Annotated in this window: 19 protein-coding genes and 1 pseudogene; 14 read left to right on the top strand and 6 right to left on the bottom strand. The window is 37.3% G+C overall.

Annotated features, from left to right (window positions below):
- Positions 1-21 precede the first annotated feature (21 nt).
- The 3 genes from KJS37_RS06175 to KJS37_RS06165 are packed head-to-tail and all read left to right on the top strand — an operon-like array spanning position 22 to position 2,257.
- Positions 22-753 carry a WxL domain-containing protein gene (locus tag KJS37_RS06175; protein WP_213496409.1) on the top strand — a complete coding sequence of 244 codons (732 nt, stop codon included), beginning with the start codon at positions 22-24 and terminating at the stop codon, positions 751-753.
- 13 nt (positions 754-766) lie between these two features.
- Positions 767-1,807, top strand: coding sequence for a WxLIP family cell surface protein (locus KJS37_RS06170; protein ID WP_213496407.1), 1,041 nt, complete (start codon positions 767-769; stop codon positions 1,805-1,807).
- 51 nt (positions 1,808-1,858) lie between these two features.
- On the top strand, positions 1,859-2,257 hold the full coding sequence (locus tag KJS37_RS06165) for an ArsC/Spx/MgsR family protein (RefSeq protein ID WP_336618777.1): 399 nt from the start codon (positions 1,859-1,861) through the stop codon (positions 2,255-2,257).
- A 337-nt stretch (positions 2,258-2,594) separates the two neighbouring features.
- Here KJS37_RS06165 and KJS37_RS06160 read toward each other — a convergent pair whose 3' ends face one another.
- A complete protein-coding gene (locus tag KJS37_RS06160; protein ID WP_213496403.1) occupies positions 2,595-3,839 on the bottom strand; it encodes an S-layer homology domain-containing protein in 1,245 nt (414 codons plus the stop codon).
- A gap of 380 nt (positions 3,840-4,219) precedes the next feature.
- Between KJS37_RS06160 and KJS37_RS06155 the strand changes: the two genes are divergently transcribed.
- Genes KJS37_RS06155 through KJS37_RS06145 form a run of 3 tightly spaced genes read left to right on the top strand, consistent with a single transcriptional unit; the run spans position 4,220 to position 10,102 of the window.
- A complete protein-coding gene (locus KJS37_RS06155; protein WP_213496401.1) occupies positions 4,220-7,291 on the top strand; it encodes a type I restriction endonuclease subunit R in 3,072 nt (1,023 codons plus the stop codon).
- A complete protein-coding gene (locus KJS37_RS06150) occupies positions 7,291-8,874 on the top strand; it encodes a type I restriction-modification system subunit M (RefSeq protein WP_213496398.1) in 1,584 nt (527 codons plus the stop codon). Before KJS37_RS06155 ends, KJS37_RS06150 begins: the two co-directional genes overlap by 1 nt.
- A gap of 4 nt (positions 8,875-8,878) precedes the next feature.
- Entirely contained in the window at positions 8,879-10,102 is a 1,224-nt protein-coding gene (locus KJS37_RS06145; RefSeq protein ID WP_213496396.1) for a restriction endonuclease subunit S, read from the top strand.
- Positions 10,103-10,134: 32 nt separating this feature from the next.
- On the opposite strand, the gene KJS37_RS06140 is transcribed toward KJS37_RS06145, so the two are convergent.
- On the bottom strand, positions 10,135-11,064 hold the full coding sequence (locus tag KJS37_RS06140) for a site-specific integrase (RefSeq protein ID WP_213496394.1): 930 nt from the start codon (positions 11,062-11,064) through the stop codon (positions 10,135-10,137).
- An 85-nt stretch (positions 11,065-11,149) separates the two neighbouring features.
- A pseudogene (locus KJS37_RS10490) lies at positions 11,150-12,325 on the bottom strand (restriction endonuclease subunit S); the annotation flags it as partial.
- Between the two features lie 95 nt (positions 12,326-12,420).
- Between KJS37_RS10490 and KJS37_RS06130 the strand changes: the two are divergent.
- Complete coding sequence (locus KJS37_RS06130; RefSeq protein WP_213496390.1) at positions 12,421-13,158, top strand: alpha/beta hydrolase; 738 nt, start codon at positions 12,421-12,423, stop codon at positions 13,156-13,158.
- A gap of 37 nt (positions 13,159-13,195) precedes the next feature.
- On the opposite strand, the gene KJS37_RS06125 is transcribed toward KJS37_RS06130, so the two are convergent.
- Positions 13,196-13,858 carry a lytic polysaccharide monooxygenase auxiliary activity family 9 protein gene (locus tag KJS37_RS06125; RefSeq protein WP_213496388.1) on the bottom strand — a complete coding sequence of 221 codons (663 nt, stop codon included), beginning with the start codon at positions 13,856-13,858 and terminating at the stop codon, positions 13,196-13,198.
- Positions 13,859-13,889: 31 nt separating this feature from the next.
- Positions 13,890-15,371 carry a glycosyl hydrolase family 18 protein gene (locus KJS37_RS06120; protein ID WP_213496386.1) on the bottom strand — a complete coding sequence of 494 codons (1,482 nt, stop codon included), beginning with the start codon at positions 15,369-15,371 and terminating at the stop codon, positions 13,890-13,892.
- 282 nt (positions 15,372-15,653) lie between these two features.
- Between KJS37_RS06120 and KJS37_RS06115 the strand changes: the two genes are divergently transcribed.
- The 3 genes from KJS37_RS06115 (at position 15,654) to KJS37_RS06105 (ending at position 20,654) form a co-directional block, all read left to right on the top strand.
- Entirely contained in the window at positions 15,654-16,139 is a 486-nt protein-coding gene (locus KJS37_RS06115; protein WP_213496384.1) for a TspO/MBR family protein, read from the top strand.
- A gap of 350 nt (positions 16,140-16,489) precedes the next feature.
- Positions 16,490-18,457: an N-acetylglucosamine-specific PTS transporter subunit IIBC gene (gene nagE, locus KJS37_RS06110; protein WP_213496382.1), complete on the top strand. Its 1,968-nt coding sequence runs from the start codon at positions 16,490-16,492 to the stop codon at positions 18,455-18,457.
- Positions 18,458-18,617: 160 nt separating this feature from the next.
- On the top strand, positions 18,618-20,654 hold the full coding sequence (locus KJS37_RS06105) for a copper-translocating P-type ATPase (protein WP_213496380.1): 2,037 nt from the start codon (positions 18,618-18,620) through the stop codon (positions 20,652-20,654).
- A 24-nt stretch (positions 20,655-20,678) separates the two neighbouring features.
- Here KJS37_RS06105 and KJS37_RS06100 read toward each other — a convergent pair whose 3' ends face one another.
- Positions 20,679-21,128, bottom strand: coding sequence for a GNAT family N-acetyltransferase (locus KJS37_RS06100; protein ID WP_017369833.1), 450 nt, complete (start codon positions 21,126-21,128; stop codon positions 20,679-20,681).
- Positions 21,129-21,288: 160 nt separating this feature from the next.
- On the opposite strand from KJS37_RS06100, the gene KJS37_RS06095 reads away from it, so the two are divergent.
- The 4 genes from KJS37_RS06095 to KJS37_RS06080 are packed head-to-tail and all read left to right on the top strand — an operon-like array spanning position 21,289 to position 23,956.
- Positions 21,289-21,615, top strand: a complete 327-nt coding sequence (locus tag KJS37_RS06095; RefSeq protein WP_017369832.1) for a PadR family transcriptional regulator — start codon at positions 21,289-21,291, stop codon at positions 21,613-21,615.
- Positions 21,608-22,228: a DUF1700 domain-containing protein gene (locus KJS37_RS06090; RefSeq protein WP_213496378.1), complete on the top strand. Its 621-nt coding sequence runs from the start codon at positions 21,608-21,610 to the stop codon at positions 22,226-22,228. The genes KJS37_RS06095 and KJS37_RS06090 overlap by 8 nt, the downstream gene beginning before the upstream one ends.
- Positions 22,225-23,103, top strand: a complete 879-nt coding sequence (locus KJS37_RS06085) for a DUF4097 family beta strand repeat-containing protein (RefSeq protein ID WP_213496376.1) — start codon at positions 22,225-22,227, stop codon at positions 23,101-23,103. Before KJS37_RS06090 ends, KJS37_RS06085 begins: the two co-directional genes overlap by 4 nt.
- Positions 23,104-23,116: 13 nt before the next feature.
- Entirely contained in the window at positions 23,117-23,956 is an 840-nt protein-coding gene (locus KJS37_RS06080) for an undecaprenyl-diphosphate phosphatase (RefSeq protein ID WP_017369829.1), read from the top strand.
- The last annotated feature ends 40 nt before the right edge of the window (positions 23,957-23,996 follow it).

Here is a 23,996-nt window from a genome sequence, read left to right as displayed (position 1 = left end):
TAAAGAAAAAAGGAAAATAGGATGAAAAAAACAGCATACAGCACTTTAGCGGCCACAGTACTTTTAACAAGTTTTGCCTTCGGGGCATCGACAGTTTTGGCAGATGAAGACGGCGCTTCAATGAAATCTGTAGGAACAATCTCTTACGTGACAGATGACTCTAGCGTTAACCCCATTGATCCCATGGATCCAGATCCAGAAAAACCCATTACACCAACAGATCCAGATGACCATGAGAATCCCACAGCCGGTCCATTAAGTATTGACTATGTCTCTAATCTCCGCTTTGGCGAACAAAAGACCACAGGGACAGATATGACATACTATGCCCAATTGGATGAGATTATTGATTCAGAGGGTGAAAACATTAAGCGTCCAAACTTTGTTCAGGTGACAGATAAACGTGGTTCTAATGCAGGTTGGCACTTAACGGTTACTCAAGATGGGCAATTCAAAACTGGCGCAAATGAATTAGCAGGTGCTGTCCTTACCTTGGATAATGCGACCTTGTCGACACCAAACGGAGGGATAGAGCCAACAGCCAGTCAAGCTATTGCTCTCACTCCAGGTAGTGCTTCAGATGTGTTGGATGCCAAAGAAGACCAAGGGACCGGAACATGGTTGAACCGTTTTGGTGCAGATGAAGAGGAAGGACAATCAAGTGTGACCCTCTCTGTTCCCGGTAAAACAAAGAAAGTTCAAGGGGAATATAAAACAAGCCTCACTTGGACATTGACAGACACACCAGCTTAATAAGGAGAATACATTGAAAAAGAAAACTTCATTTCTCTTCTTTCTAGGTCTCATCCTTCTTTTCTCTGGTTTTAAGACTGTGTCAGCCGCAGAAATGAAATTTTCTGTTCAAGCCGTCATTCCAGAAAATCAGGTGGACAAATCGCAATCGTATTTTGATTTGCGTATGAAAGCAGGAGAAGCTCAAGACCTCTTGGTTGATATGCGTAATGATACCTCAGAAGATGTGACTGTAGAAGTCACACCTAATACGGCCATTACCAATCAGAATGGTATTGTAGAATACAATGATACTAAGACTGAACGTGACAGTAGTTTAAAGACAGGTTTTAAAGATATTGCGACAACCGAAAAAGAAGTGACTGTACCGGCTAAAAGTACAAAGCAACTGAAGGTCCATGTGCAGATGCCAAAAGAAGAATATTCAGGCACCATCCTTGGAGGAATCTATTTCTCTGAAAAAGACAAGGACACGAGTAAGGAAACTGAGGATGAAGCATCCCAAGGTAGCCAGATTGTTAATAAGTATGCTTATGTCATCGGAGTACAATTGACGGAAAATGATACACCTGTCCAAGCTGAATTACGCTTGAATGCCGTTCAGGCCCAACAAATCAATTACCGTAATGTCATTACAGCCAATATCCAAAACTATGAAGCTGCGATTCTGAAAGACTTGAAAATCGAAGGCAAGGTTTATGAAAAAGGGGGAAGCGAGGTTCTCTACTCCGAAGTGAAAGAAGACCTTCGTATGGCTCCAAATTCAAACTTTGATTTTGCCATAAGTCTGGATAATAAACCCTTCAAAGCCGGGAAATATACCTTCAAAGGTGTAGGGAAATCAGGGGATAAAGAGTGGACCTTTGAGAAAGACTTTGAAATCAAAGGGGAAGAGTCTCGTAAATATAATAAGGAAGCGGTCTCTCTTGAGAAGAATTATACTTGGATTTATATACTTGTAGGTGTAATTATTCTTGCCATACTTTTAGTTATCATCGTAATTTTGTTAAAGAAGTTAAAAAAGAATAAAGAAGAACAAGAAAATGAGGACTAAGGTAAAAGCCTATTTAATATTTAAAATAGCCTTTTATTGAGAGAGGAAGGAATGATTCATTTATACTATAGGGAACGATGTACCTCGAGTACGAAAGTTATCCAGTGGTTTAAGAAATACAGGCTTGATTTCCAGAGAAAACCCATGGGACAAATCTCCCGAGAAGATATCATAACGGTTCTCGCCTCTACAGATAAGGGGATTTCTGACTTAGTGAAACACCCGAGTCATGGGAGCGAGGAAGATGGCGCTAAAATTCGTTTGATACATACGATGTCCTTAAATGAGGCAATCAACTATCTGAAAGTCAACCCCAATCTTTTAAGGTCTCCGATCATTATTGAGAAAGAGAAGGTCTTGATTGGTTATAACCCTGAGCAGATTCGGATATTTTTGCCTCAAGCCTATCGAAGAAAGTCCTTAGTAGAGAATACAAGATATCCCGCATAAAAAGTGTTGTTATTCATTGTATGACTTCAAGGAGTTTGATAAAATAAACTTATCTCATAAATAGAGATATTCATTACTATTGAAAGCAGATACTCGCAAAGTTGTCTGCTTTTAATGTTCAAAAATATTGAATTTACCCTTAAAATTTTTGAGGAAATTATTGAGAATTAAGTAAAATTTCTTACATTTGGAGGAAGCGAATCAAAGAAGCTTGCAAAACAACCAGTCATATTGTTTAAGTGTTTAAAAGAGTATTTGGTGATCTGTAACGGAATTTGAAATTAAAAAAGTGCTTGGAACAACTATCCAGCACTTTTTAGTATAATTTTCTTGAATATTAAGGGCGAATAAATTTAACACCGGCTGTTGAACAGTCCCGCTCAGTGCCCCATCCACCGTTATAGTTTCCTTCACTTACTCTCATTTTAGAGCCTGAAACCGAAATAACAACTGCAACGTGGCCAAGATCTCCTGCACCTTGATTTCCTGGAGGAAAGACAGCAATTGTTCCGACAGCAGGCTTGCTGTTAGCGTATTTATCCCAGTCTTTTGCATTGCCGACATAGAGAGGAATATTTCCGTTGAAATAGTCCCAAACATAAGCTGTACATTGGCCTGCAGGATAGGGATTTTGTTTATTGGTCTGGGAAGTGACATTATAGAAACGTTGGAGGAAAGCTGCCATCTCACCACGTGTCACATATGCATCAGGTCTAAAAGTTGTTGGTGTGTAACCTGTAGTGATACCTTTGGAACTCAACCAGCCAATGTCATTGGCAAACATATGATTTTTTGCATCTACGAACTTCGTATTATATTTTCCTGAAGTAGGAGCATTTCCTGAAACTTTTGCCATTCTATGGAGAAAGGCAGCCATTTGCCCTCGCGTCACGTTACCGTTCGGATTGTAGTGGGGCGCAGTGCCGTTGGATACAGTTGTAGCTGTCAGCCAGAGAATCTGGTTTTTATACTGGTTGACATCTGTATAGACATTGAATGGCGCTTTATAACTTGGAGTTCCCGCGAGACGATGAAGAAAGACAGCCATTTCACCACGCGTCACGTAACCATCTGGATTATAAGTCGTTGGTGTATAACCTGTGGTAATTCCTCGACTATAGATCCAGCTAATGTAATTTTTGTATAAAGATTGTGAAACGTCTTTAAAAGGATTGCCTGAATGCTTGATAGGTAATTTTTCTAAACTTACTGGCACCTTTGGTAGTGTACCACTATTAAGAGGTTGCTGATAAGTTACAGCACTTCGAGCTTGTACCACAGGACGCTCGGTCGTACTTGCTACTTTCGCCGTTTCAGCACTTGTATCTTGTTCCTTTATCGTTACTTCAGTACTTGAGCTTGAGCTGCTTTTATCTATCACACTACTTTCAGTGCTTTTGTTTTCAGTTGAAGTTTCAGAAGTACTTGCAGAAGTAGAAGAGCTACTTTCCTCGTTACTGGAAGCTACTGGGACATTTTTTTCATTATTTACAGCTGTGAGTTCACTCGCACTTACCATAATTCCTTGCGTCGACGACAGAAAAACTGCGCTCAGCATTAAAACCTTTTGATATTTTTTCACTATAAAATATCTCCTCCTTATTTACCATGTCTCTTATAATCATTATTTGTTTGCTTTTTTAGCATATTATAATCATAACATATGATTTAGTTTTTTTTAAGGAATTTTGAATTAAAATAAATATTGTAAGCAGAATTAAAGCATTCTCTTCATAAGAATGATAGAATAAGAATGGAATTGATGGCAAAGTAAATAAACAGAAATCGAGAGTCGTGAGGCATCTGTCTTCACTTAGAATAATGGCTTTCGATAAACTATATATTTTAATCTATTTTTTCCTCAATGCAATTTTAAATAATGTTTAGAAGTCCTTTCTTTGAGGGCTTTTATTTGTGCTTTTTGTTATAATTAAGGAAGTGATAAACAAGTAGGAGTAACTTATGACTGCAGAAAAAGAAATTGAAAATCAGTTTATACATATTTTGAGTGAGGCAGAAAATCAGTGGCGATATCGTGAAGATATTCGTACAGAATCTGCATTATGGCAAAATCTTAGAAAGCATCTCAATCGTATAAATCAGGCACAACTTGCTGGTACTCCATTAACGGATGTGGAGTTTGAACGGATAAAAGTAGAATTTGGCCGTTTAACTGCAACACCTTTTCAAGCTTCACAATGGTTACGAGGAGAAAATGGTGTTGCTCAAATTTCTTTAGAGCGTGAAGATACCTCTAAAATTGTTATAGAATTTTTTAGAAATAAAGATGTAGCTGGAGGTATTTCTTCTTACGAGGTTGTAAATCAAATTGTCCCAGCGACAGATAAAGTAACTCGAGGAGATGTTACTTTGTTAATCAATGGCTTGCCAATTATTCATGTTGAGCTAAAAAATGAGTCTGCAAAAGATGGCTATATGCAAGCTTATCGTCAAATAGAACGCTATGCCTTAGATGGCTTTTTTGATGGTATCTATGCGACAACACAGATTTTTATTGTTTCAAATAAGGTACAAACAAAGTATTTTGCTCGACCAAGTGAAAATACAGTCCAAGCATACAGACGTATGGAAAAATTTCTGTTTAACTGGAGGACGGCAGAGAATGTGGCAGTAGATAATCTTTTTGATTTTACGCGTCAGGTACTAAGAATACCTGCTGCCCATGAACTTATTAGCCAGTATACTGTTTTGGTTGATGACCAAAAGAGTCAGAAATTTTTGATGGTTTTACGACCTTACCAAATTCATGCGATAAAAGAAATCCGAAAAAAAGCAGCTGAACATAAAGGAGGCTTTATTTGGCATGCGACTGGTTCGGGGAAAACCATAACAAGCTTTGTAGCAACTAAACTATTGGCACAGAATGCAACAGGTGTAGATCGTACGATTATGGTCGTTGACCGGACAGATCTGGATGCACAGACACAAGATGAATTCACAAAATTTGCTTCGGAATTCCATACAGGGCAGACAAGTGGAACAGCAAAGTCTAATACTTTAATTGTCGGGATTAAAAATCAGCATCAGCTTACCAGAAGTCTGTTATCGAAGAAAAATAACAATACCATTCTTGTTACGACCATACAAAAACTCTCTGCAGCTATGCGTGCAGCAAAATATGAAACAGAAAAGAAAGGTACAGAGCGTTTTGCTAAATTAAGAAGTGAACACATAGTCTTCATTGTTGACGAAGCACATCGAGCAGTCAGTGATGAAGAAATGAAAAAGATAAAAAAACTTTTTCCAAATTCTACTTGGTTTGGGCTTACAGGTACGCCAATTTTTGAAGACAACAAGAAACAGGAAAATGGGACCTTTGCTCGAACCACAACACAGCAATATGGTGATCTATTGCATGCTTATACAACAAAAAATGCAATGGACGATCGGGCTGTACTGAATTTTCAAGTTGAATATCATTCCTTGTTAAACCAGGATGAACAAGAAGCTCTTCTCGCAAAAATGACAGAGGAAGTCCCTTGCGAGCGTATTGATCAAGAAAAACTTATTAAAAGCGATATCTATGAAGGCCCAAAACACATAGAAGCCATGCTTCATAAGATTTTCACTCGCCGCAGCTTGGTAAAAAAGTTTAACGTTCAAAATGGCTATCCTACAATGTCCGCAATTCTAACAACTCACTCAATAGCGCAAGCTAAGAGAATATATCATAAATTGCAGGAGATGAAACGAGAAGGGACATTATTTTATGGTAAAGATTTTGATGATAAGCGAAGACTTATCGATCAGGATTTTCCACGTGTAGCTATTACCTTCTCTACAAACCCTGATCAACTTGAGAAAAATCAACAGGACGATGAGTTGCTTGAAATCATGAAAGAGTACAGTGAAATGTATGATCAAGCAGCTTATACAGATGAAAAGCTTTACAACCAAAATATTAATAAACGTTTAGCCAGAAAAGAAGCACAATATCAAAAAGATGGGCAATGGCTTGACTTAGTTATTGTGGTAGACCGTCTATTAACCGGTTTTGATGCGCCAACTATCCAAACACTTTACGTTGATAGGGAAATGAACTATCAAAAGCTGCTACAGGCCTTTTCTCGAACAAATAGACTTTATCCGGGTAAAGATAATGGGATGATTGTTACTTTTAGAAAACCTGCTACCATGAAAAAAAATGTAGAAGAAACATTTAGACTCTTTTCAAATGAAAAACAAAATTGGCAAGAACTCATTCCACCAGAATATCAAACAGTAAAAAGTAATTTTGAAGAAGTACGTAAAGCATATCAAACTACAAAAAATCAATTGGAAGAAAATCCAAATGATTTGAAGAGGAAAATCGCTAAACTTAAAGCTTTTCAAAAAATGGAAAAAGTTTATAAGGCATTAAAGAGTTATGACGAATATGAAGATGAAATAGAGCAATTTACAAGTTTTGATAAAAAAATGGACGATTATCGTGGTAATGCAGAAAATTTACGTGGAGAGATCAAGCATGAATTAGAAGATTCGGATGGAGATAAACCAGATATTGATGAATTACTACAAGATATCGAATTTTCTTCACAATTAAATGCTACACACGAAGACAAAGTTGACAGCTTCTATATCAACCAATTGTTAAAAAACCTTCAAGAAGATATGGAAGGTGCCGAGGAAAAATTTGATGAAGAAATTAAATTAAAAGATCCTATGGTACAGCCTATCTACCATAAAATCAAACATCAGATAAAAAGCTCTCCTGAAGAAGTAGATATTAAAGAAATTAAGTATAAGATGTTTAATGAAGAAATAAACAATCAGCTTCAGGAGGAATCAATTAACTATGCTCTTCCGGAAGAATCGGTGAAATCAGCTTTTAATGAATTTCAACCTGAAAAAACAGAAATTCCATATCTTGCAAGTATTGTTGATAATATGGCACTATCAAAAGGTATATTTGAAGAAAAAACAGGAAAAAAATACCGTAGTCGGACAAAAGTTATGGAGAACGTTCTTAAAGACGTATTTACACGTTTACAAAAATTGAAAGAAGAAATTTAATGTCAACAACACTAAATAACCAACTTTGGGCATCAGCGGATATCCTTCGAGGAAAAATGGATGCCAGCGAATACAAAAACTATCTCTTAGGATTAATTTTTTATAAATACCTATCAGATGTAGAATTACGTGAAGTTTATGAGCAGGAAAATGGTCAAACAACTAACTTTCCACCACGTAGTGAACAATATAAAATTTTAGAAGAATGGTATAAGGAAGATAAAGAAGATCTTGAAGAAATTATGCGTCTACAACGTGGCTATTTCATCGCACCAGATCAACTGTTTTATCATTTTCGTCAAAAAGCAGATGCCTATGATTTTCGCTTAACAGATTTGCAAGCCGGGTTTAATGACTTAGAACGTCAAGGAGAGCAATTTAGTGGACTTTTTGCAGATATTGATTTAGGTTCTACTAAGCTAGGTTCTAATGATCAGCAACGTAATGTGACAATAACAGAAGTGATTCGTGCACTCGACGAAATTGATCTTTTTGAACACAATGGCGATGTGATTGGAGACGCCTATGAATATTTGATTGGGCAATTTGCTGCTGGAGCAGGAAAAAAGGCCGGAGAATTTTACACCCCTCAGTCTGTATCACGTATTATTTCAGAAATTACTTCTATTGGTCAAGAAAGTCGAGCACCATTTCATATCTATGACCCGACTATGGGATCAGGATCATTGATGCTCAACATACGTAACTTTGTACACGATAAAGAAAAGATACATTATCACGGTCAAGAGTTGAATACAACAACCTTCAACTTAGCACGAATGAATCTTATTTTGCATGGTGTCGATAAAGGAAGAATGCGCCTTAAAAATGGAGATACTCTAGATAGTGACTGGCCAACAGAAGAGCCACATCAGTTCGATGCAGTTGTCATGAACCCGCCATATTCTGCAAAATGGTCAGCTGCTGAAAAATTTTTATCTGATGCACGTTTCGAGCGCTACGGAAAGTTAGCTCCAAAATCAAAAGCAGACTTTGCTTTCCTTCTCCATGGATTTTATCATTTGAAAGATACCGGCACAATGGGAATTGTTCTACCACATGGTGTATTGTTCCGAGGAGCAGCGGAGGGAGTCATTCGTAAAGCTCTTCTTGAGATGGGGGCAATTGATGCTGTTATTGGCTTACCAGCTAATATTTTTTATGGTACAAGTATTCCAACCACGGTGATTATCCTCAAGAAAAACCGTCAAAATCGAGATGTACTTTTCATTGATGCTTCCAATGATTTTGAAAAGCAGAAGAATCAAAACATGCTTCGTGAAAGTGACATTGAAAAAATTATTGAAACATACAAAGCGCGTGAAGATGTTGAAAAATATGCTCATTTAGCAAGTTTTGAAGAAATTGAAACAAATGATTTTAATCTTAATATTCCACGCTATGTTGATACTTTTGAAGAAGAAGAGCCTATCGACATTGTTGAGCTAAGTAGAGAAATCGTAGAGATCAACCAAGAAATTAGTAAAACCGAACAAGAATTTCTTGCTATGCTGGATCAACTCGCAGTGACAGATGATAGCCGTGATATTATTGAAGCTACAAAACGGATTTTTGGAGAGTGATATAATGAACGATAAAAATTTAGGCTCACAAAAAAACAAGTTGAAAAAAATAAAAAAGTCTCCAGAACTTCGGTTTAAAGGTTTTTCTGACGATTGGGAACAGCGTAAGCTGGGAGAGTTAGGTAATCTCAATAGAGGTAAATCCAAACATAGACCTAGAAATGATTCTAGGTTATTTGGTGGCGAATATCCTTTTATTCAAACTGGAGATGTAGCCAAAGCACCTCTTTTTTTGACAGAATACAGTCAAACATATAGTGAGTTTGGAATTCAACAGAGTAAATTATGGGATATTGGAACATTATTAATTACTATAGCAGCTAATGTAGCTGATACTACTATTCTAGGGATTAAAGCAGCTTTTCCAGATAGTGTTATTGGCTTTGAATCAACTTCTTGTGATGTCGTTTTCATTAAAAATTATATTGATATTCAAAGTGATCTATTAAAAAGAAAAGCTGAAACAAGTTCTCAAGCAAATTTGAATTTAGCAAAATTAAAAGAAATGAGTTTAAATGTACCAAAATTAAAAGAGCAACAAAAAATCGGTTCATTCTTCAAACAACTCGACGACACTATCGCTCTTCATCAGCGTAAGTTAGATAAGCTTAAACAGTTGAAACAAGGGTATTTGCAGAAGCTGTTTCCTAATTTGGGGGAGAATATTCCAAAATTTAGGTTTGCTTATTTCGAGGATGTATGGGAACAGCGTAAGCTAAGTGAAATAGTTAAAATTACAATGGGACAGTCCCCAAACTCTGAAAATTATACTACTAATCCTGATGATTATATTCTTGTTCAAGGGAATGCAGATATGAAAAACGGACGAGTTTTTCCAAGAGTATGGACTACCCAAATAACTAAAATAGCAGAAAAGAATGATTTAATTTTAAGCGTTCGTGCACCTGTTGGTGATATCGGGAAAACTGATTACAACGTGGTTTTAGGACGTGGAGTCGCAGCGATAAAAGGGAATGAATTTATATTTCAACTGCTTGGTAAGATGAAACAAAATGGGTATTGGACAAAGTTGAGTACAGGCTCAACTTTTGAAAGTATTAACTCAGTTGATATAAAAAATGCACAAATATTATTACCTAGTGGTAAGGAACAAATTCAAATTGGTTATTTTTTCCAATTACTAGATAATACTATTTTTCTTCATCAGTCTAAACTTGATAAGTTGAAAACAATAAAAAAATCTCTTTTACAAAAAATGTTTATTTAATATAAAAAGGCGTATTATATCGCCTTTTTATATTAACCTATAGTTGACAAATGCCGCATAATCTTATCATTATCTTGATTTTCAAGTTCTTGGATAATATGAAGATACGTTTCTTGTGTTGTTGACATGCTTGAGTGTCCTAATCTCCTTGCTACAGTAGCAATCGATACATCAGCAAAAAGTAAGAGAGATGCATGTGTATGCCTTAGACCGTGGATAGAAATATTCGGTATTTCTGCTTTCTTACATAAAACTTGAAGTCTGTTATTTACTGTTGAATTAAAGATACGACCTTTAACAAAAATAGGTTGGTTCTCAGAATAAACTTTTGTTAATTGTGAGAATTGCATAGCTGTCTGCCAGTCGAGCTGTACCTTTCTTTTAGAAGATTTATTTTTTGTCGGCTGAAACGTGCCCTTTGAAGATTTATAGTCCCAGGTTTTATCAATCGTTAATTTTTGCGAAGAAAAATCAAAATCATTTGGAGTGACAGCTAGCGCTTCAGAAAAACGAAGCCCTGTTTTTAATATTAAGAGAATAAACCAATCCCAATTAATCTCATTTGTCAAATTCATCTGCTTAATTAGTGCTTGTACTTCATGTTGATTTAAAAATTTAGGTCTTTTTTTGCAGGGACTTTTTCCCTTTATTATTATTTTTCGTGTTGGATTTTGAGCAATTAGTCCGTCATCAACTGCATCTAAAATTGCCCCTTTTAAATGATGGTGAAAGTCCATCGTCGTCTGTTTTTCATGAGATATTGCATAATCGTTCAGTAATTTTTGATAAGTTCGACGTGTGATATCGCATACTTTCAAATCTGGAACGAGCTTTTCAATATGTTGTTGGCTAATATAGTATTTTTTCAATGTTATTGGACGCACTGCTCCAACCTTATATAGCTCAACCCATTCTTCAAAGTACTCAGAAAACAATTGTTTTGTTCTTTTATTTTTTGACAAAATAAAAACCTCCCTGATTAATATAGTTTCGAAATTAAAATTTCTGTATTTATTTTATCAAGGAGGTATATGGTAAATAAAGTTTTTAGATAAACATTTTTTGAAGTAGAGCTTTTTTACAGGTTTTTAGTTGATTTAATTTGTTTTGATGGATGGTAATACTATTGTCGAGTTGTTTAAAAATTGAGCCAATTTTTCCTATTTCTTTAATATCAATTGGTAACTTAATATTAAAATTTTTCACTTTATCAGCGTTTAAATTAGATTGTGTTCCAGTAGAAATCAGCTTACTCCATTCTCCTATCTCATTGGCCATCAATAATCTTTGATAAATAAAATCTCTGAGTTTATTATCATGAAAAACCATATTATAAAATGCTTGAGAAGTCGCTGCATCAATATTTAGAATTGCCAACTTCCCTACAGAAGCATACATTGCAAGAGAAATAGCTCCTTTGGGTACAACCCACGCAGAGGAATTCTCTAAACCTTTTGAAGTAATAGTTTTTTCAGTTGAATAAATATATCCATTTGAATTTGAAATATCTGAAATACCTAAGAATGGAATATTTCCTCCATAGTAATCTGGATTTGTTGACTTTGGAGTCCCACCTGAGCCCCCTTTTTTAAAGAGTATTGCTAACTTATTTTCTTCCCATTCACCCTCAAAGTTCGCAAAACGAATTTTTGGCACCGTCTCTCCTGGTTTAGGAAACAGCTTCTGCAAATACCCTTGTTTCAATTGTTTAAGCTTATCTAACTTACGCTGATGAAGAGTAATAGTGTTGTCTAATTGTTTAAAGAATGTGCCTATTTTTTTTTGCTCTTCCATTTTAATAGGTACAGAAATAGTTTTAGCTAACAAATCGGGTTTCGTAATTCCCTTTATTGAGGTCCCTTGAATGTTTTTTAGTTCTTTTTGCAATATTCTATAGATAGAAAATATAGAAAAAATATTATCTATGTTTAAATTTGATAAGGATAGGAAATCTTGACTTGTAGCGTATTGAAAAGGCATGAAAGCTAGTTTACCAACACCAACTCGTGTAACAATAGCTATAGAATTAGCTGGAACTAATTTTGTAGCTGAATCTTTAACAGCAATATCTGTAATATATTTATTGGGCGCTATATTAAATAATTCATCAGTATTTAAGTCACTACTTTGTATCCAAGGGATTGTTCCTTCCCAATACTCAGGAATAGAGGTTTTTGGAGTACCTCCTCCAAAAATATTATCTGATAGCTCACCCAACTTACGCTGTTCCCAATCATAAAAAACAAATAGAAATTATTTGAACAAAGCACAATAATTCACTAAAATAAAAAGAAGAATAATTAAAAAGGAAAAACTCAATGAAAAAACTCAAAAAAATAGTCCTGTGGGTTGTAAGTATTTTACTCGTCCTTCTGGCCGCAGGATTTGTTTACATAAAGTCCAGCACTTATCATCCAACTCCTCAAGCATCAAACATTGCAAGCCAAGCCGAAAAGGCAGATAATGCAGATAATGCTTTGGTCTTTAAAGGCAATCCAGATAAACCCAGTATTATCTTTTATCAAGGCGCTTTGGTGGACAATGCAAGCTATAGTATTTGGGCCAGTAAAGTAGCAGAAGCTGGGTATTCTGTTTATCTTCTCAAAGAACCTCTGAATCTTGCTATTTTTAATCCCAATCTGGCTGAGAAAGTGATCAATTCTGAACATCTCTCACAATATATCGTTGGGGGTCATTCTTTAGGCGGAGTTATGGCAAGTCGCTTTGCAGCAGTTCATCAAGATAATTCAGCCTTAGAAGGTGTCTTTTTCCTTGCAAGTTATCCTGATCAAAAAGGGAGCTTGAAAGATTTCAAGGGTAAAGTTTTATCTATCGTAGGCACGAAAGATGGTGTGCTTAACCAGTCTTCATATGATAAGGCCAAAACCTATCTGCCACAACAAACGATAAATGTAGCATTGGAGGGCGGTAATCATGCCGGATTTGGCAGTTATGGTGCCCAAAAAGGCGACAACCAAGCCGACATCTCAAATGAAAAACAACAAGAAGAAATCGCCACAGAACTCATCAAGTGGCTCAAAACTTCCGAAAAGTAAAAAAGAACTCTTTGATAAGGGTTCTTTTTCTTTCTGTTTACTCAACCGCAGCAAATGGTCCGAAGAGCATATTATTATTTTGGACATTGACATCGATAACATTGTAGAAAGCATTTGGTGTATCAGCAACATCCCAAACAGCGAGGATAATATGGTAACCTGAGCGATTACTTGGGACAGTGATAGAGTGTGTCAAGTTGTTAGAAGCAGTAGAACCATCATGACTGACAGTACCAATGAGCTCTAACTCTGAACGTTTGAGTGGCGCATTTTGATCCCAACCTGTTTTGGTCATGTAATAGTGCCATTTGGTTGTTTTATGTGGTGCTGTATATTTCCACGTGAACTGATTTACACCAGTGTTTATTGTTGTTTTTTTCCAACGGTCGCTTGTTTGATTATCAAGGACAAAGTCAGCGATTTGTCCTAGACCACCATTAGCTGAAGCGATGCGCCCATCTACAGGTCCGCTTTCAGGGAAACCTTTGGGAGCTTCAAGTGATTGAGGATTTGTGATGACATTTCCATAGAGATTATAAGCTGTTGTCCAGCCATATTTTTCATAATCAAGCTTTCCTTGATAACCACGTGCCGGAGGATTCTCAACGTAACCGTGAGCTAAGACCGTTTTAGTATTGAAAGCCAATGAAGCACCCAATACTCCTAAAGTGATTAAAAACCCAATAAACATTTTTTTCATAACTTTGCTCCTTTCTGCTTGTTAAAGCATATCATATTTCTTTCCAAGGTCCGTAAGGGCCTGACAAGTCAGGTTGGTCACCCTTGGTCCACCATTTTACTTCATATTCTTTTCCATTGTAGTAGACGCGGTCCCCCGTCCAATACTCTTTATCCTTGCTCCATGTATTTTCAGGAGTTACTGTGTCACCTGCAGTGCTAAAAGTCGTGCTTGCACTATCAGAACGAATACCAGCATTATTGATTGCGACGACTTCAACGGTATAGGTTGTTGCGGCTTTAAGACCGGAGATAGCTTGTAATCCATCTTTACTTGTATAAGTTTTTCCCCCAACTTTAATCTCGTAGTTGGCTATCCCAGATGCATCTGTTGATTTTGCTTGAATTGTAGCACTGGTTTCTGTAAGATCAGAAACGGTGATTATTGGAAGTGTTGGTTTTGTTTCATTTCCGCCCCCAGTGTCTCCAAAAAGCATTGGTGCATAGGTGTTGACGAAGGAATTGTTGTAATTTAAGCCTGTCGCGCTCTTACCTGCATCCCAATTGACGGACCAGGTCATTAAGCCCTTGATTTCATTTCCAGAAGCTTTTAGACGTTTTAAGGCATTTTCGACATCTTTAGGATTTTTAACGTAACCTGTTGCTGCCGCATCCTCATTTGCAGGCAAACCAATCACAAACTTGTCTGCTGGAATTTTGATGAAATTATCGGTTCCTGTGACAAGGCGATGTGTCAAACCATAGAGGAAAGCTTCTTTTTGCTCGTCGTTAGATTGGGAAACCCACATGTTTAAGTCAGAATCCCAAAAACCATCGCCTCCTTGATTGTAATACTGAGGATTAATATAATCGTAATCACCTTCTAAGCCATTGATATAAGGCGCATACTTCCCTGTAGTTGTAAGATAAGGAAATTCTGGGGCCATCGTAATCATAAAATTCTTACCTTGTTGACGATAATGAGCTTTGACTTTCCGTAAAGCTGATGGGATGACAGTATTATTGTCAGCTGCATCAATGGCAGATTGCTCTAAATCAATATCCAAGCCGTCAAAGCCATAAGTATCAACAAGACGGATAACCTCATTCACAAAGTCATCCTCTTGCGCTTTAGTAAGTGCGATATTAGCGTCTGCACCTCCTAATGCAATTAATACAGATTTGCCTTCTGCGTTGAGTTTTGCAACCTCAGCTCTGAATTCAGCATCGGTCTTATTATAAGGTTTAAATGTGGGAAGAGTACTTCCTTGAGGTGTTTTCATGAAAGATACGTTAATAATATTGTATCCGTCTTGTGTCTGTGAAAGGTCAAAATCAGCAAAGGTTCCGTATTTATAACCATCTTTACCTGTTGATTCCCAATTGTGCCAATAACCGACTAAAACCTTATCGGTGGGATTGACCATTTCATCGGCAACATCTGCTTGAGCATGCGCGCCTGCAAAACCAAGTGTAGCCAAGGCTAATGTCGCTATAGCTATTTTTAAGTGACGTGTATTTCCATTTTTGATCATAGTTCCTCCTGTTGGTGGTAAGACTATGTCCGGAATAATCATGTAAGCGCTATAATTATTATAGCAATTTTTAATTTTCGATTCAATTAAAAAGGGAAATTTAAAAAATAAAATAGGGTAAAGCCAAAGTAAAATCTTTATCAAAGAGTATAGACAAAGCTTTCTAGGCAACCCAACATGGGCAAAATTTACAATCGAATAACTGCCTTTAAAATAGGGGATATGTTAAAATTAAGAAAATACTAAAGAAAACGGATAACTTAGAAAAAGAGGAGGAGCACTATGAAACATTCTAGTAAACTAAAACCGATATTACTTGTTGGGTTGTTTATCATTGTGGTAGAAGCAATTGGGAGTTTATCAGGAATATTAGCTGGTGATATCAAATCGATTTATAACAACTTACAACTTCCGCCATTGGCGCCACCAGATTATCTGTTTGGTATTGTTTGGCCAATTCTCTATGCCTTGATTGCTGTAGCAGGTTTTATAGTTTTTCAAAATTTAAAATTAAGAAAGAGTGAAGCCCAGCCCGCTCTCTTGCTTTATGTCATCCAGTTATTCCTCAACTTTATCTGGAGCATTATCTTTTTCAAGGGCTATTTCTGGTTTGGAGTACTCGTTATCCTTGTTCTTGATATTGTGGTCTATCTTTGTATTAAGAAATTTTTCAAAATCAATCTATGGTCAGGAATTCTGTTCATACCATACTTTGTTTGGATACTGTTTGCAACATACTTGAGTTTGGCTGTTGCTATTTTGAATTAATGGGTAATTGTGTTAGGAATTATGTTTGTAAACTTTTTAAGATAAAGAAAAATAACACATATAAAACTCTACACTTATACTCCCAAAAATCACCAAGAAGATGTTAAAATAATATTGTACAAATAAATTTAATCATATTAAGTGAAAAATATCATAAATTTTAACTAGTAAAAGATTTAACGAAACAAGGCAATTGTGTAAGCATTGGCAATGGCCTTTTTATATGTCAGCCAAAGTTAAATCTTATTTTTTTGTGAAATAAGAAGTATTGATATTGGTGCTTAAAAGTAGAGGTTTGTGTACATGCCTTTTTTGGTAAATTATTTAATTTTTCTATTCTTGGAGGATTTATGAAAGAATACATGCAGAAGATGGGCCGATCGCTCATGCTTCCGGTTGCGACTTTGCCTGTTGCAGCTTTATTTACGGGGATTGGATATTGGATTGATCCTACAGGCTGGGGCGCCAATAATGTATTGGCAGCCTTTATGATTCAAGCTGGGCAAACAATTCTGAATAACTTAGGATTACTCTTTGCTGTTGGACTGGCCTTTGGAATGTCCAAGGACAAAGATGGCTCCGCAGCACTGGCTGGCGTAGTATCTTTCCTTGTGCCTATGACTTTACTCAATCCTGATTCTGTGGCACTCTTGCAAAGAATTGATGTTGAAAGAGTAAATACTGCATTCACTAAGATTAACAACGGGAACGTTTTTATAGGGATTTTAGCTGGTCTAATCGCAGCAGCAGTCTATAATAAGTTCAGCAACACCAAACTGCCAATGGCCTTGTCTTTCTTTAGTGGCCGGCGTTTAGTGCCAATACTTACTGCAGTTATTATGGCTGCGATTTCAGCTGTTTTACTTTTCCTTTGGCCAGCCGTTTTCGGAGGTCTAACAACTTTTGGTAAAGCTATCGTTAACCTTGGTCCTTTAGGTGCTGGAATTTATGGATTCTCGAACCGCTTGTTAATCCCAACAGGAATGCATCACGCACTCAATAACGTTTTCTGGTTTGATGCTGCGGGTATTAATGATATCGGGAATTTCTGGAAAAACATCGGAACTCAAGGGATTACGGGCCGTTATCAAGCAGGCTTCTTCCCTATCATGATGTTTGGCTTGCCTGCAGGTGCATATGCTATTTATCGCAATGCACGTCCCGAAAAGAAAAAAGCAACAGCTTCACTCATGCTTGCTGCTGGTTTTGCTTCATTTTTCACTGGTGTAACCGAACCTTTGGAATTCTCATTCATGTTTGTTGCTTGGCCACTTTATGTGGTGCATGCGGCATTAACAGGAATTTCGATGTTTATTGCTGCGCTATTCCATTGGACCGCAGGTTTTAATTTCTCTGCAGGTCTCATCGACTTTATGTTGAGCTTACGCGTACCTATTGCGAACCAACCTTATATGCTTCTTGTGCTTGGTTTGGTTATGGCGGTCGTTTATTACTTTACTTTTGACTTTGTCATTAGAAAATTTAACATGATGACTCCTGGCCGTGAAGAAGGTGGCGAAGGTGAGGAAGATCCGGATTTATCTTCTGCAGATGAAAAATTTGCTTATCTTGCTGGCCGTATTTATCAAGGTCTTGGCAATGATAATCTTAAAACGGTTGATAATTGTACGACACGATTACGTTTGACTGTCGAAAATTCTGACTTAGTGGATCAAGCTGCAATCAAAGCAACTGGTGTACCTGGAGTGCGTGTTTTGGATAAAAAGAATGTCCAAGTCATCGTAGGTACAGAAGTGCAATTTGTAGCGGATGAATTGAAAAAAATTCAACAAACTGGAGAAGTTCCGGACCATATTGTAGTAACAACAAAAGAGGTTGTTCTGGCAGATACTAAAGCATTCACTCAAGAAATATTTGCGGTGGCTACAGGTAAAGTTATGCCAATCACGGAAGTTCCGGATCAAGTTTTCTCAGCTCAAATGATGGGAGATGGCTTTGCGATATTACCGACAAAAGAAGAAGTATTTGCACCAATTTCAGGTAAAATAACAAATATCTTCCCAACCAAACATGCAATGGGCATCCAAACAGAATCAGGCTTAGAAGTTCTTTTACATATGGGCTTAGATACGGTTGAGCTTAAAGGTGAGCCATTTAAGTTAACTGTTTCTGAAGGCCAAGTTCTTAAAAAAGGCGATAAGATTGCTGATATGGATCTGCAAAAAATTAAAGCTGCAGGAAAAGGAACAGAAATTATTGTGGCTTTTACAAATACGGAGCGTGTAGAAAGTATCAATCTTACAAAAACGGGTAATGTCATTGCCAACCTCGTGATTGGTCAAGTTACAAGTAAATAAAGATAGAAGTGGAGTTAACTCCACTTTTTATTTGGCGCAAAACAGCATAAGGGAGTTTTCTCTTTCTTATTTTTTAAGTTTTTACTTGACTTTATAAGTTTACAAATGTAAACTATAGATGTAGAGTTATTAAAAGAATAGAAAATTTAAGGAGGTTGAGATGGAAGAAGAACATAAAGAGCACATGCATCACGAGATGAACGATATGGCAGAAATGGACCATCATGGCGGACATGATATGATGAACCATGGAGGGCATATGATGCACATGGGTAATATGGGTAAGAAGCTGAAGGTTAGTATTACGCTCATGGTTCCTTTGCTCGCTATTTCAAGTATTGCTGGCTTTCAGTTGATAAGCTTTCAAGGCGATTCGATTGTCAGACTTATTTTAGGGTCCATTATTTTCTTCTATGGTGGCACACCTTTCTTTAGTGGCGCGCGTGGAGAATTTCAATCCCGGAAACCGGCGATGATGATGCTCATTACGATGGGGATTGTCGTCGCATATGTTTATTCTGTTTATGCTACTGTCTTATTATGGACTGGCGGGGAGGCAATGGACTTTTGGTTTGAGCTCTCGACCTTGATTGTTATCATGCTGGCAGGTCACATTATCGAGATGCGCGCAGTTAGTCGTGCAGGTGATGCTCTAAAAGACCTCGCATCCCTCATTCCTAAAAAAGCTCATCTGAAAGACGGAAAAGATGTGGCCATTTCTGAGCTCCAAGTGGACGATATTCTTCTCGTAAAAGAAAACGAACGTATTCCAGCTGATGGTATTGTGACATCGGAAACAACTCACTTGTCTATTGATGAATCGATGATTACTGGTGAATCCCGTTTGGTCACGAAAGAAGCAGGAAATACAGTTTACGGTGGTTCTCTAAACCAGAACCTCCCCTTTGAAATGAAAGTAACTTCTCTAGGAAAAGATTCTCTTCTGGCGCAAATTGCGCAATTGGTAGAGAAGGCGCAAAAGCAAAAGTCTGCCAGTGAAAACTTAGCAGATCGTGTAGCAGGTTGGCTTTTCTGGGCGGCATTGATCGTGGGGATTGGTTCCTTTATTATTTGGATGATGACTTCCTCATTGAGCTTTGCACTTATGACTGCTGTTTCTGTCTTTGTCATCGCATGTCCTCACGCCTTAGGATTGGCTGTACCTTTAGTTGTGGCACGCCTAACTAATCTTTCGGCTAAAAATGGTTTGCTGATTCAAAACCGTACATCTCTTGAATCTATTAGTAAAATAAAATATGCCCTTATGGATAAAACCGGAACACTAACAGACGGAAAATTTAGTGTACGTCAAGTAGTCGATTTGGCTAAGGATGATAAGGTAGATATTCTACAAGTTATGGCCGCATTAGAAAGTGGCTCAACACATCCTATTGCGCTCTCTATTGTCAATGCTGTTGACGATTTGAAGTTAGAAGCAGAAAATCTGGAAAATATTCCTGGTGTAGGCTTAAAAGGTACTGTCCAAGGAAAAAATTACAGTATTGTCTCTTACGCATACCTCAAAGAAAATGGAATTACGGTTGATGAGGCAGAAGTTCAAAAGGTCTTTGACCAAGGTCTGACTGTTTCCTTCCTCATTTCTGATAAAACACTTTACGGTTTTGTCGCTTTAGGTGATTCACCAAAAGAAGATGCGAAATTCTTTATCGAAGAATTGAAAAAACGTGATATCATACCAGTAATGTTGACTGGAGATAATGAAGCTACCGCAGAAAAAATTGCAAAAAATCTTGGCATTGCGGAATACCGTGCTGAATTAAAACCAGAAGATAAAGCCAATATTGTCCAAGATTACCAAGAAAAAGGTGGTGTTCTCTTTATTGGTGACGGTGTCAATGACTCACCTGCGCTTGCTACAAGTGATCTCGGCATTGCGATTGGAGGCGGAACATCTGTCGCTATCAATACAGCAGATGTTGTCTTGGTCAACTCACATCCGAGTGATGTTTTAGCACTGATTGAGATAGCTAAACGCTCTAATCGTAAGATGAAACAAAACCTTTGGTTTGGAGCGGGTTATAATATCATTGCTATTCCTGTTGCTGCCGGCATTCTTTACCCAACCTTTGGTATCTCTATTGATCCATTAGCTGCTGCAGTATTGATGAGTATCTCAACAGTAATTGTCTCAATCAATGCGATGGGACTAAAATATGAAAGACCACAAGAAAAATAAAAAAACTCCTATTTAGGAGTTTTTTTAGATTTGGTAAGAATACATCCGTAACATCTCGTCTTCATCTTCCGCTTGAACAAAGCCAATAAATTCCCAACCGTAGCGTTCATAAAGATGAGTATGGTCAGTGACAAGATAGACCCTATGAATCCCTTGCATCTTCATATCATCGCAAGCTTCTTGGAGTAACTTTTCCGCAATTCCTTGACTACGGAATTCTTTTTCCACATACAAAGCACAAATATTAGGCGATAAATCTTTACGATTATGAAAATCATTTTCAATAATTCCAAGGCCACCAATAATTTCTGATTCATGGATCATCATATACCATTGCGGAATGGTTTCTGAACCTTGGAGGCAAGCCTCCATGCTTTCTTGATAGGCAGAAAGTGGAATTTCCCATTTCTGGTGAAACCAGTTTGCAGCTTGTTCAAGTTTTGCCTTATGTTCCCGGAGTTTTATGATTTGCATGCAGTTCTTTACCCTTCAGTTTAATTTTAACTTATTTTAGCATATCTTTTTAAATTATTGCCTTATGCTTGTGAATAAATATTTTATATGTTATTATATGTCATATAGTATCATGCTATACAACATATAATATACTATGAAAGAAAAAGAAAGGACGTTTATGGATATCCAAATCCCAACCTTACTTCTAGATGGTACAGTACTTTCTTTGTTAAATAAGAAAGATATGTATGGTTATGCCTTGACAAAAACAGTACAGGCCCAACTTCCGATTAGTGAGTCAACCATGTATCCTGTCTTACGACGTTTAAAAAAGCATGAGCTTTTAGAAAATTATGATGAGCCTTATGAAGGACGTATGAGACGTTATTATCGGATAACGGAGAATGGACGCTTGGAGCTTCAAAAAATAACTGCCGACTGGCAGCAATTCCGTAATGCCATGGATAAACTTTTAGGAGAAGGAGAACTCGAAAACGATGAATAGTTATTTAGAGGCTGTGCAGGCCCATCTGACCGACCTACCTCAAGAAGAGAGTAGTGACTTAATCGCTTATTATCAAGAATACTTTATTGAGTCAGGTTTGACACTTGAGGATATAACCGCACAGTATGGAACCCCGAAACAATTTGCGACTAAACTCAAACTCAGTTATTTCTTAGACCAAGATGATCACGCGCAAGAAGAAGAAGAAAGTATATCCGCTAAATCACGCTTTCAGCTGGTCTGGCTTATTATACTTGGCCTTTTTGCCTCTCCGCTTTTGGTACCCTTGGCACTTGCCGTTCTTTTGCTTATTCTAGCATTATTAATGGTGCTATTGGCTCTCCTCTTTAGCCTGTACATGCTTGATGTTTCACTTGTGTTTGGTGGATTATTCTCCTTCATTTCTGGACTTGGTGTAATTTTCAGCAGTCCAATGACAACGCTTGTCTTTAGCGGACTTGGTCTTTTACTTTTTGGATTGGGAATCCTTATCAGTCCTTTTATTCTTTTTCTCACGAAATGGCTGTGCCTCCGTTTTCTTGGAATGATTAAATGGTTAGGGCGCAAGTTAACTCAAAGAACTAGACGCGATCAAAAGGGGGAAGTATTGTGAAAAATAAAAAAACGATAATTGCCGCACTGATTATGATTGTCTCTGGCGCCGTACTTTTGGGTATCGGATTAGCCTCAGGGGGTAAAACGAGTCTCGTCTGGAGAGAAGGACGTCCTCAAATCTCTCAGCCTATTTCTACGCAACAGAGTTTTGCTTCTGATGATGTAAAGAATATGATTATCAACAGTAAAGATGCAGACTTAGAAATTATCACTGGGTCAACACTTAAAGTGGAGAGCCACTTGCTTGATCAGAAGCCTGAAATTAGCCTTCAAGGTCAAACTTTGAATGTTGAGGCAAGAAAAAGCGCCTTTGACTTCAATTTAGGTCTTAATTTTGGTAAAATGGGTCAGGAAAAAATAATTGTAACAGTACCAGAAAATATGAATTTTGAGAAAATCATTATTGATGGTACATCCGGACAAAAAACTTTGCGAGATTTGAAAGCAGAGAGTCTCAAAATTAATCTTCGAGACGGTGGCCTTTCCTTAGAAAGAGTTAAAGGAAACCAACTCACGATGAATATTAGTGATGCTGCATGGCAATTGCGTGATTTGACTTTGTTGGGACATTTGAAAGTAACTTCTAATGATGGTGCATCTGTTTTAGAGCGTGTGACAGCAGAAAGTATGGATTTTGCTTCAAATGATGGTGCGACAGTTTTTGAAAATCTTCGCCTGAAAGAACACAGCAAGATTATTAAAAAAGACGGTCAATTGAAAATGATAAACAGTCAATTGCCAGGGATAGATGCAGAGGCAGAAGAACTTTATGTAAATCATGTCAAAAAAGAGTTTCCTTATCAGACGGGAAATCAAGAGACAGCTTTGACAGTCAAAGTTACAGATGGCAGTTTCTACCTCATTAATGAATAGGATATAAGAAAAAATGGATTTAAATTTTATTGAACTTTTGAAAATTATTTTTCTCGGCATCGTCGAGGGAATTACAGAATGGCTGCCTGTATCAAGTACAGGGCACATGCTTTTAGTGGATGCCTTCATTCATACCAACATGACACAAGCTTTCAAAGACATGTTCTTTGTAGTCATTCAATTAGGCGCGATTATTGCGGTTATTGTAGAATTTTGGTCACAGATGAATCCTTTTGTTAATGTTGAAGGAAAAGGTGTACGGATCAAACGTTCTGTCTTCAACATGTGGGTTAAGGTTGTCGTAGCCTTTCTTCCATCTGCCGTATTTGGCTTATTTTTGAATGATTTCTTAGAAGAACATTTTGGTACGCCTTTGACAATTGCCATTATGCTGATTGTCTATGGTATCGCATTTATCGTGATTGAACGTTGGAATAAAACACGTGTACCAAAAATTAACACGATGAAAGAAATTACCTATCAAGCTGCACTGATCATCGGGATGTTCCAAGTCCTCTCAATGATTCCAGGGACATCACGATCAGGGGCAACAATTGTAGGCGCCTTGCTTATTGGAGTCTCACGTGTCGTTGCTGCCGAGTTTACTTTCTTCCTCGCAGTGCCAACCATGCTTGGGGCCTCTGCCTTTAAACTCTTGAAATTCGGACTTCACTTTAGCCTATCAGAAGTGATTGCTCTCATTGTTGGTATGGTTGTCGCTTACGTTGTCTCTATCTTCGTTATTAAATTCTTGATGAGCTACATCAAACGCCGTGACTTCCAAATCTTTGGTTGGTACCGTATTGCGCTGGGGATTATTGTTATCCTCTTCATCATTGTCGGAGTAATTTAAAACCCATACAAGAAAAAACCTACTTTACTCAAGGTCTTTG

The organism is Lactococcus formosensis (genome assembly GCF_018403745.1).
Classification (GTDB): domain Bacteria; phylum Bacillota; class Bacilli; order Lactobacillales; family Streptococcaceae; genus Lactococcus; species Lactococcus formosensis.
The sequence above is the reverse complement of the archived record's forward strand: the minus strand, read 5'-3'. Positions and strand labels throughout refer to the sequence as shown.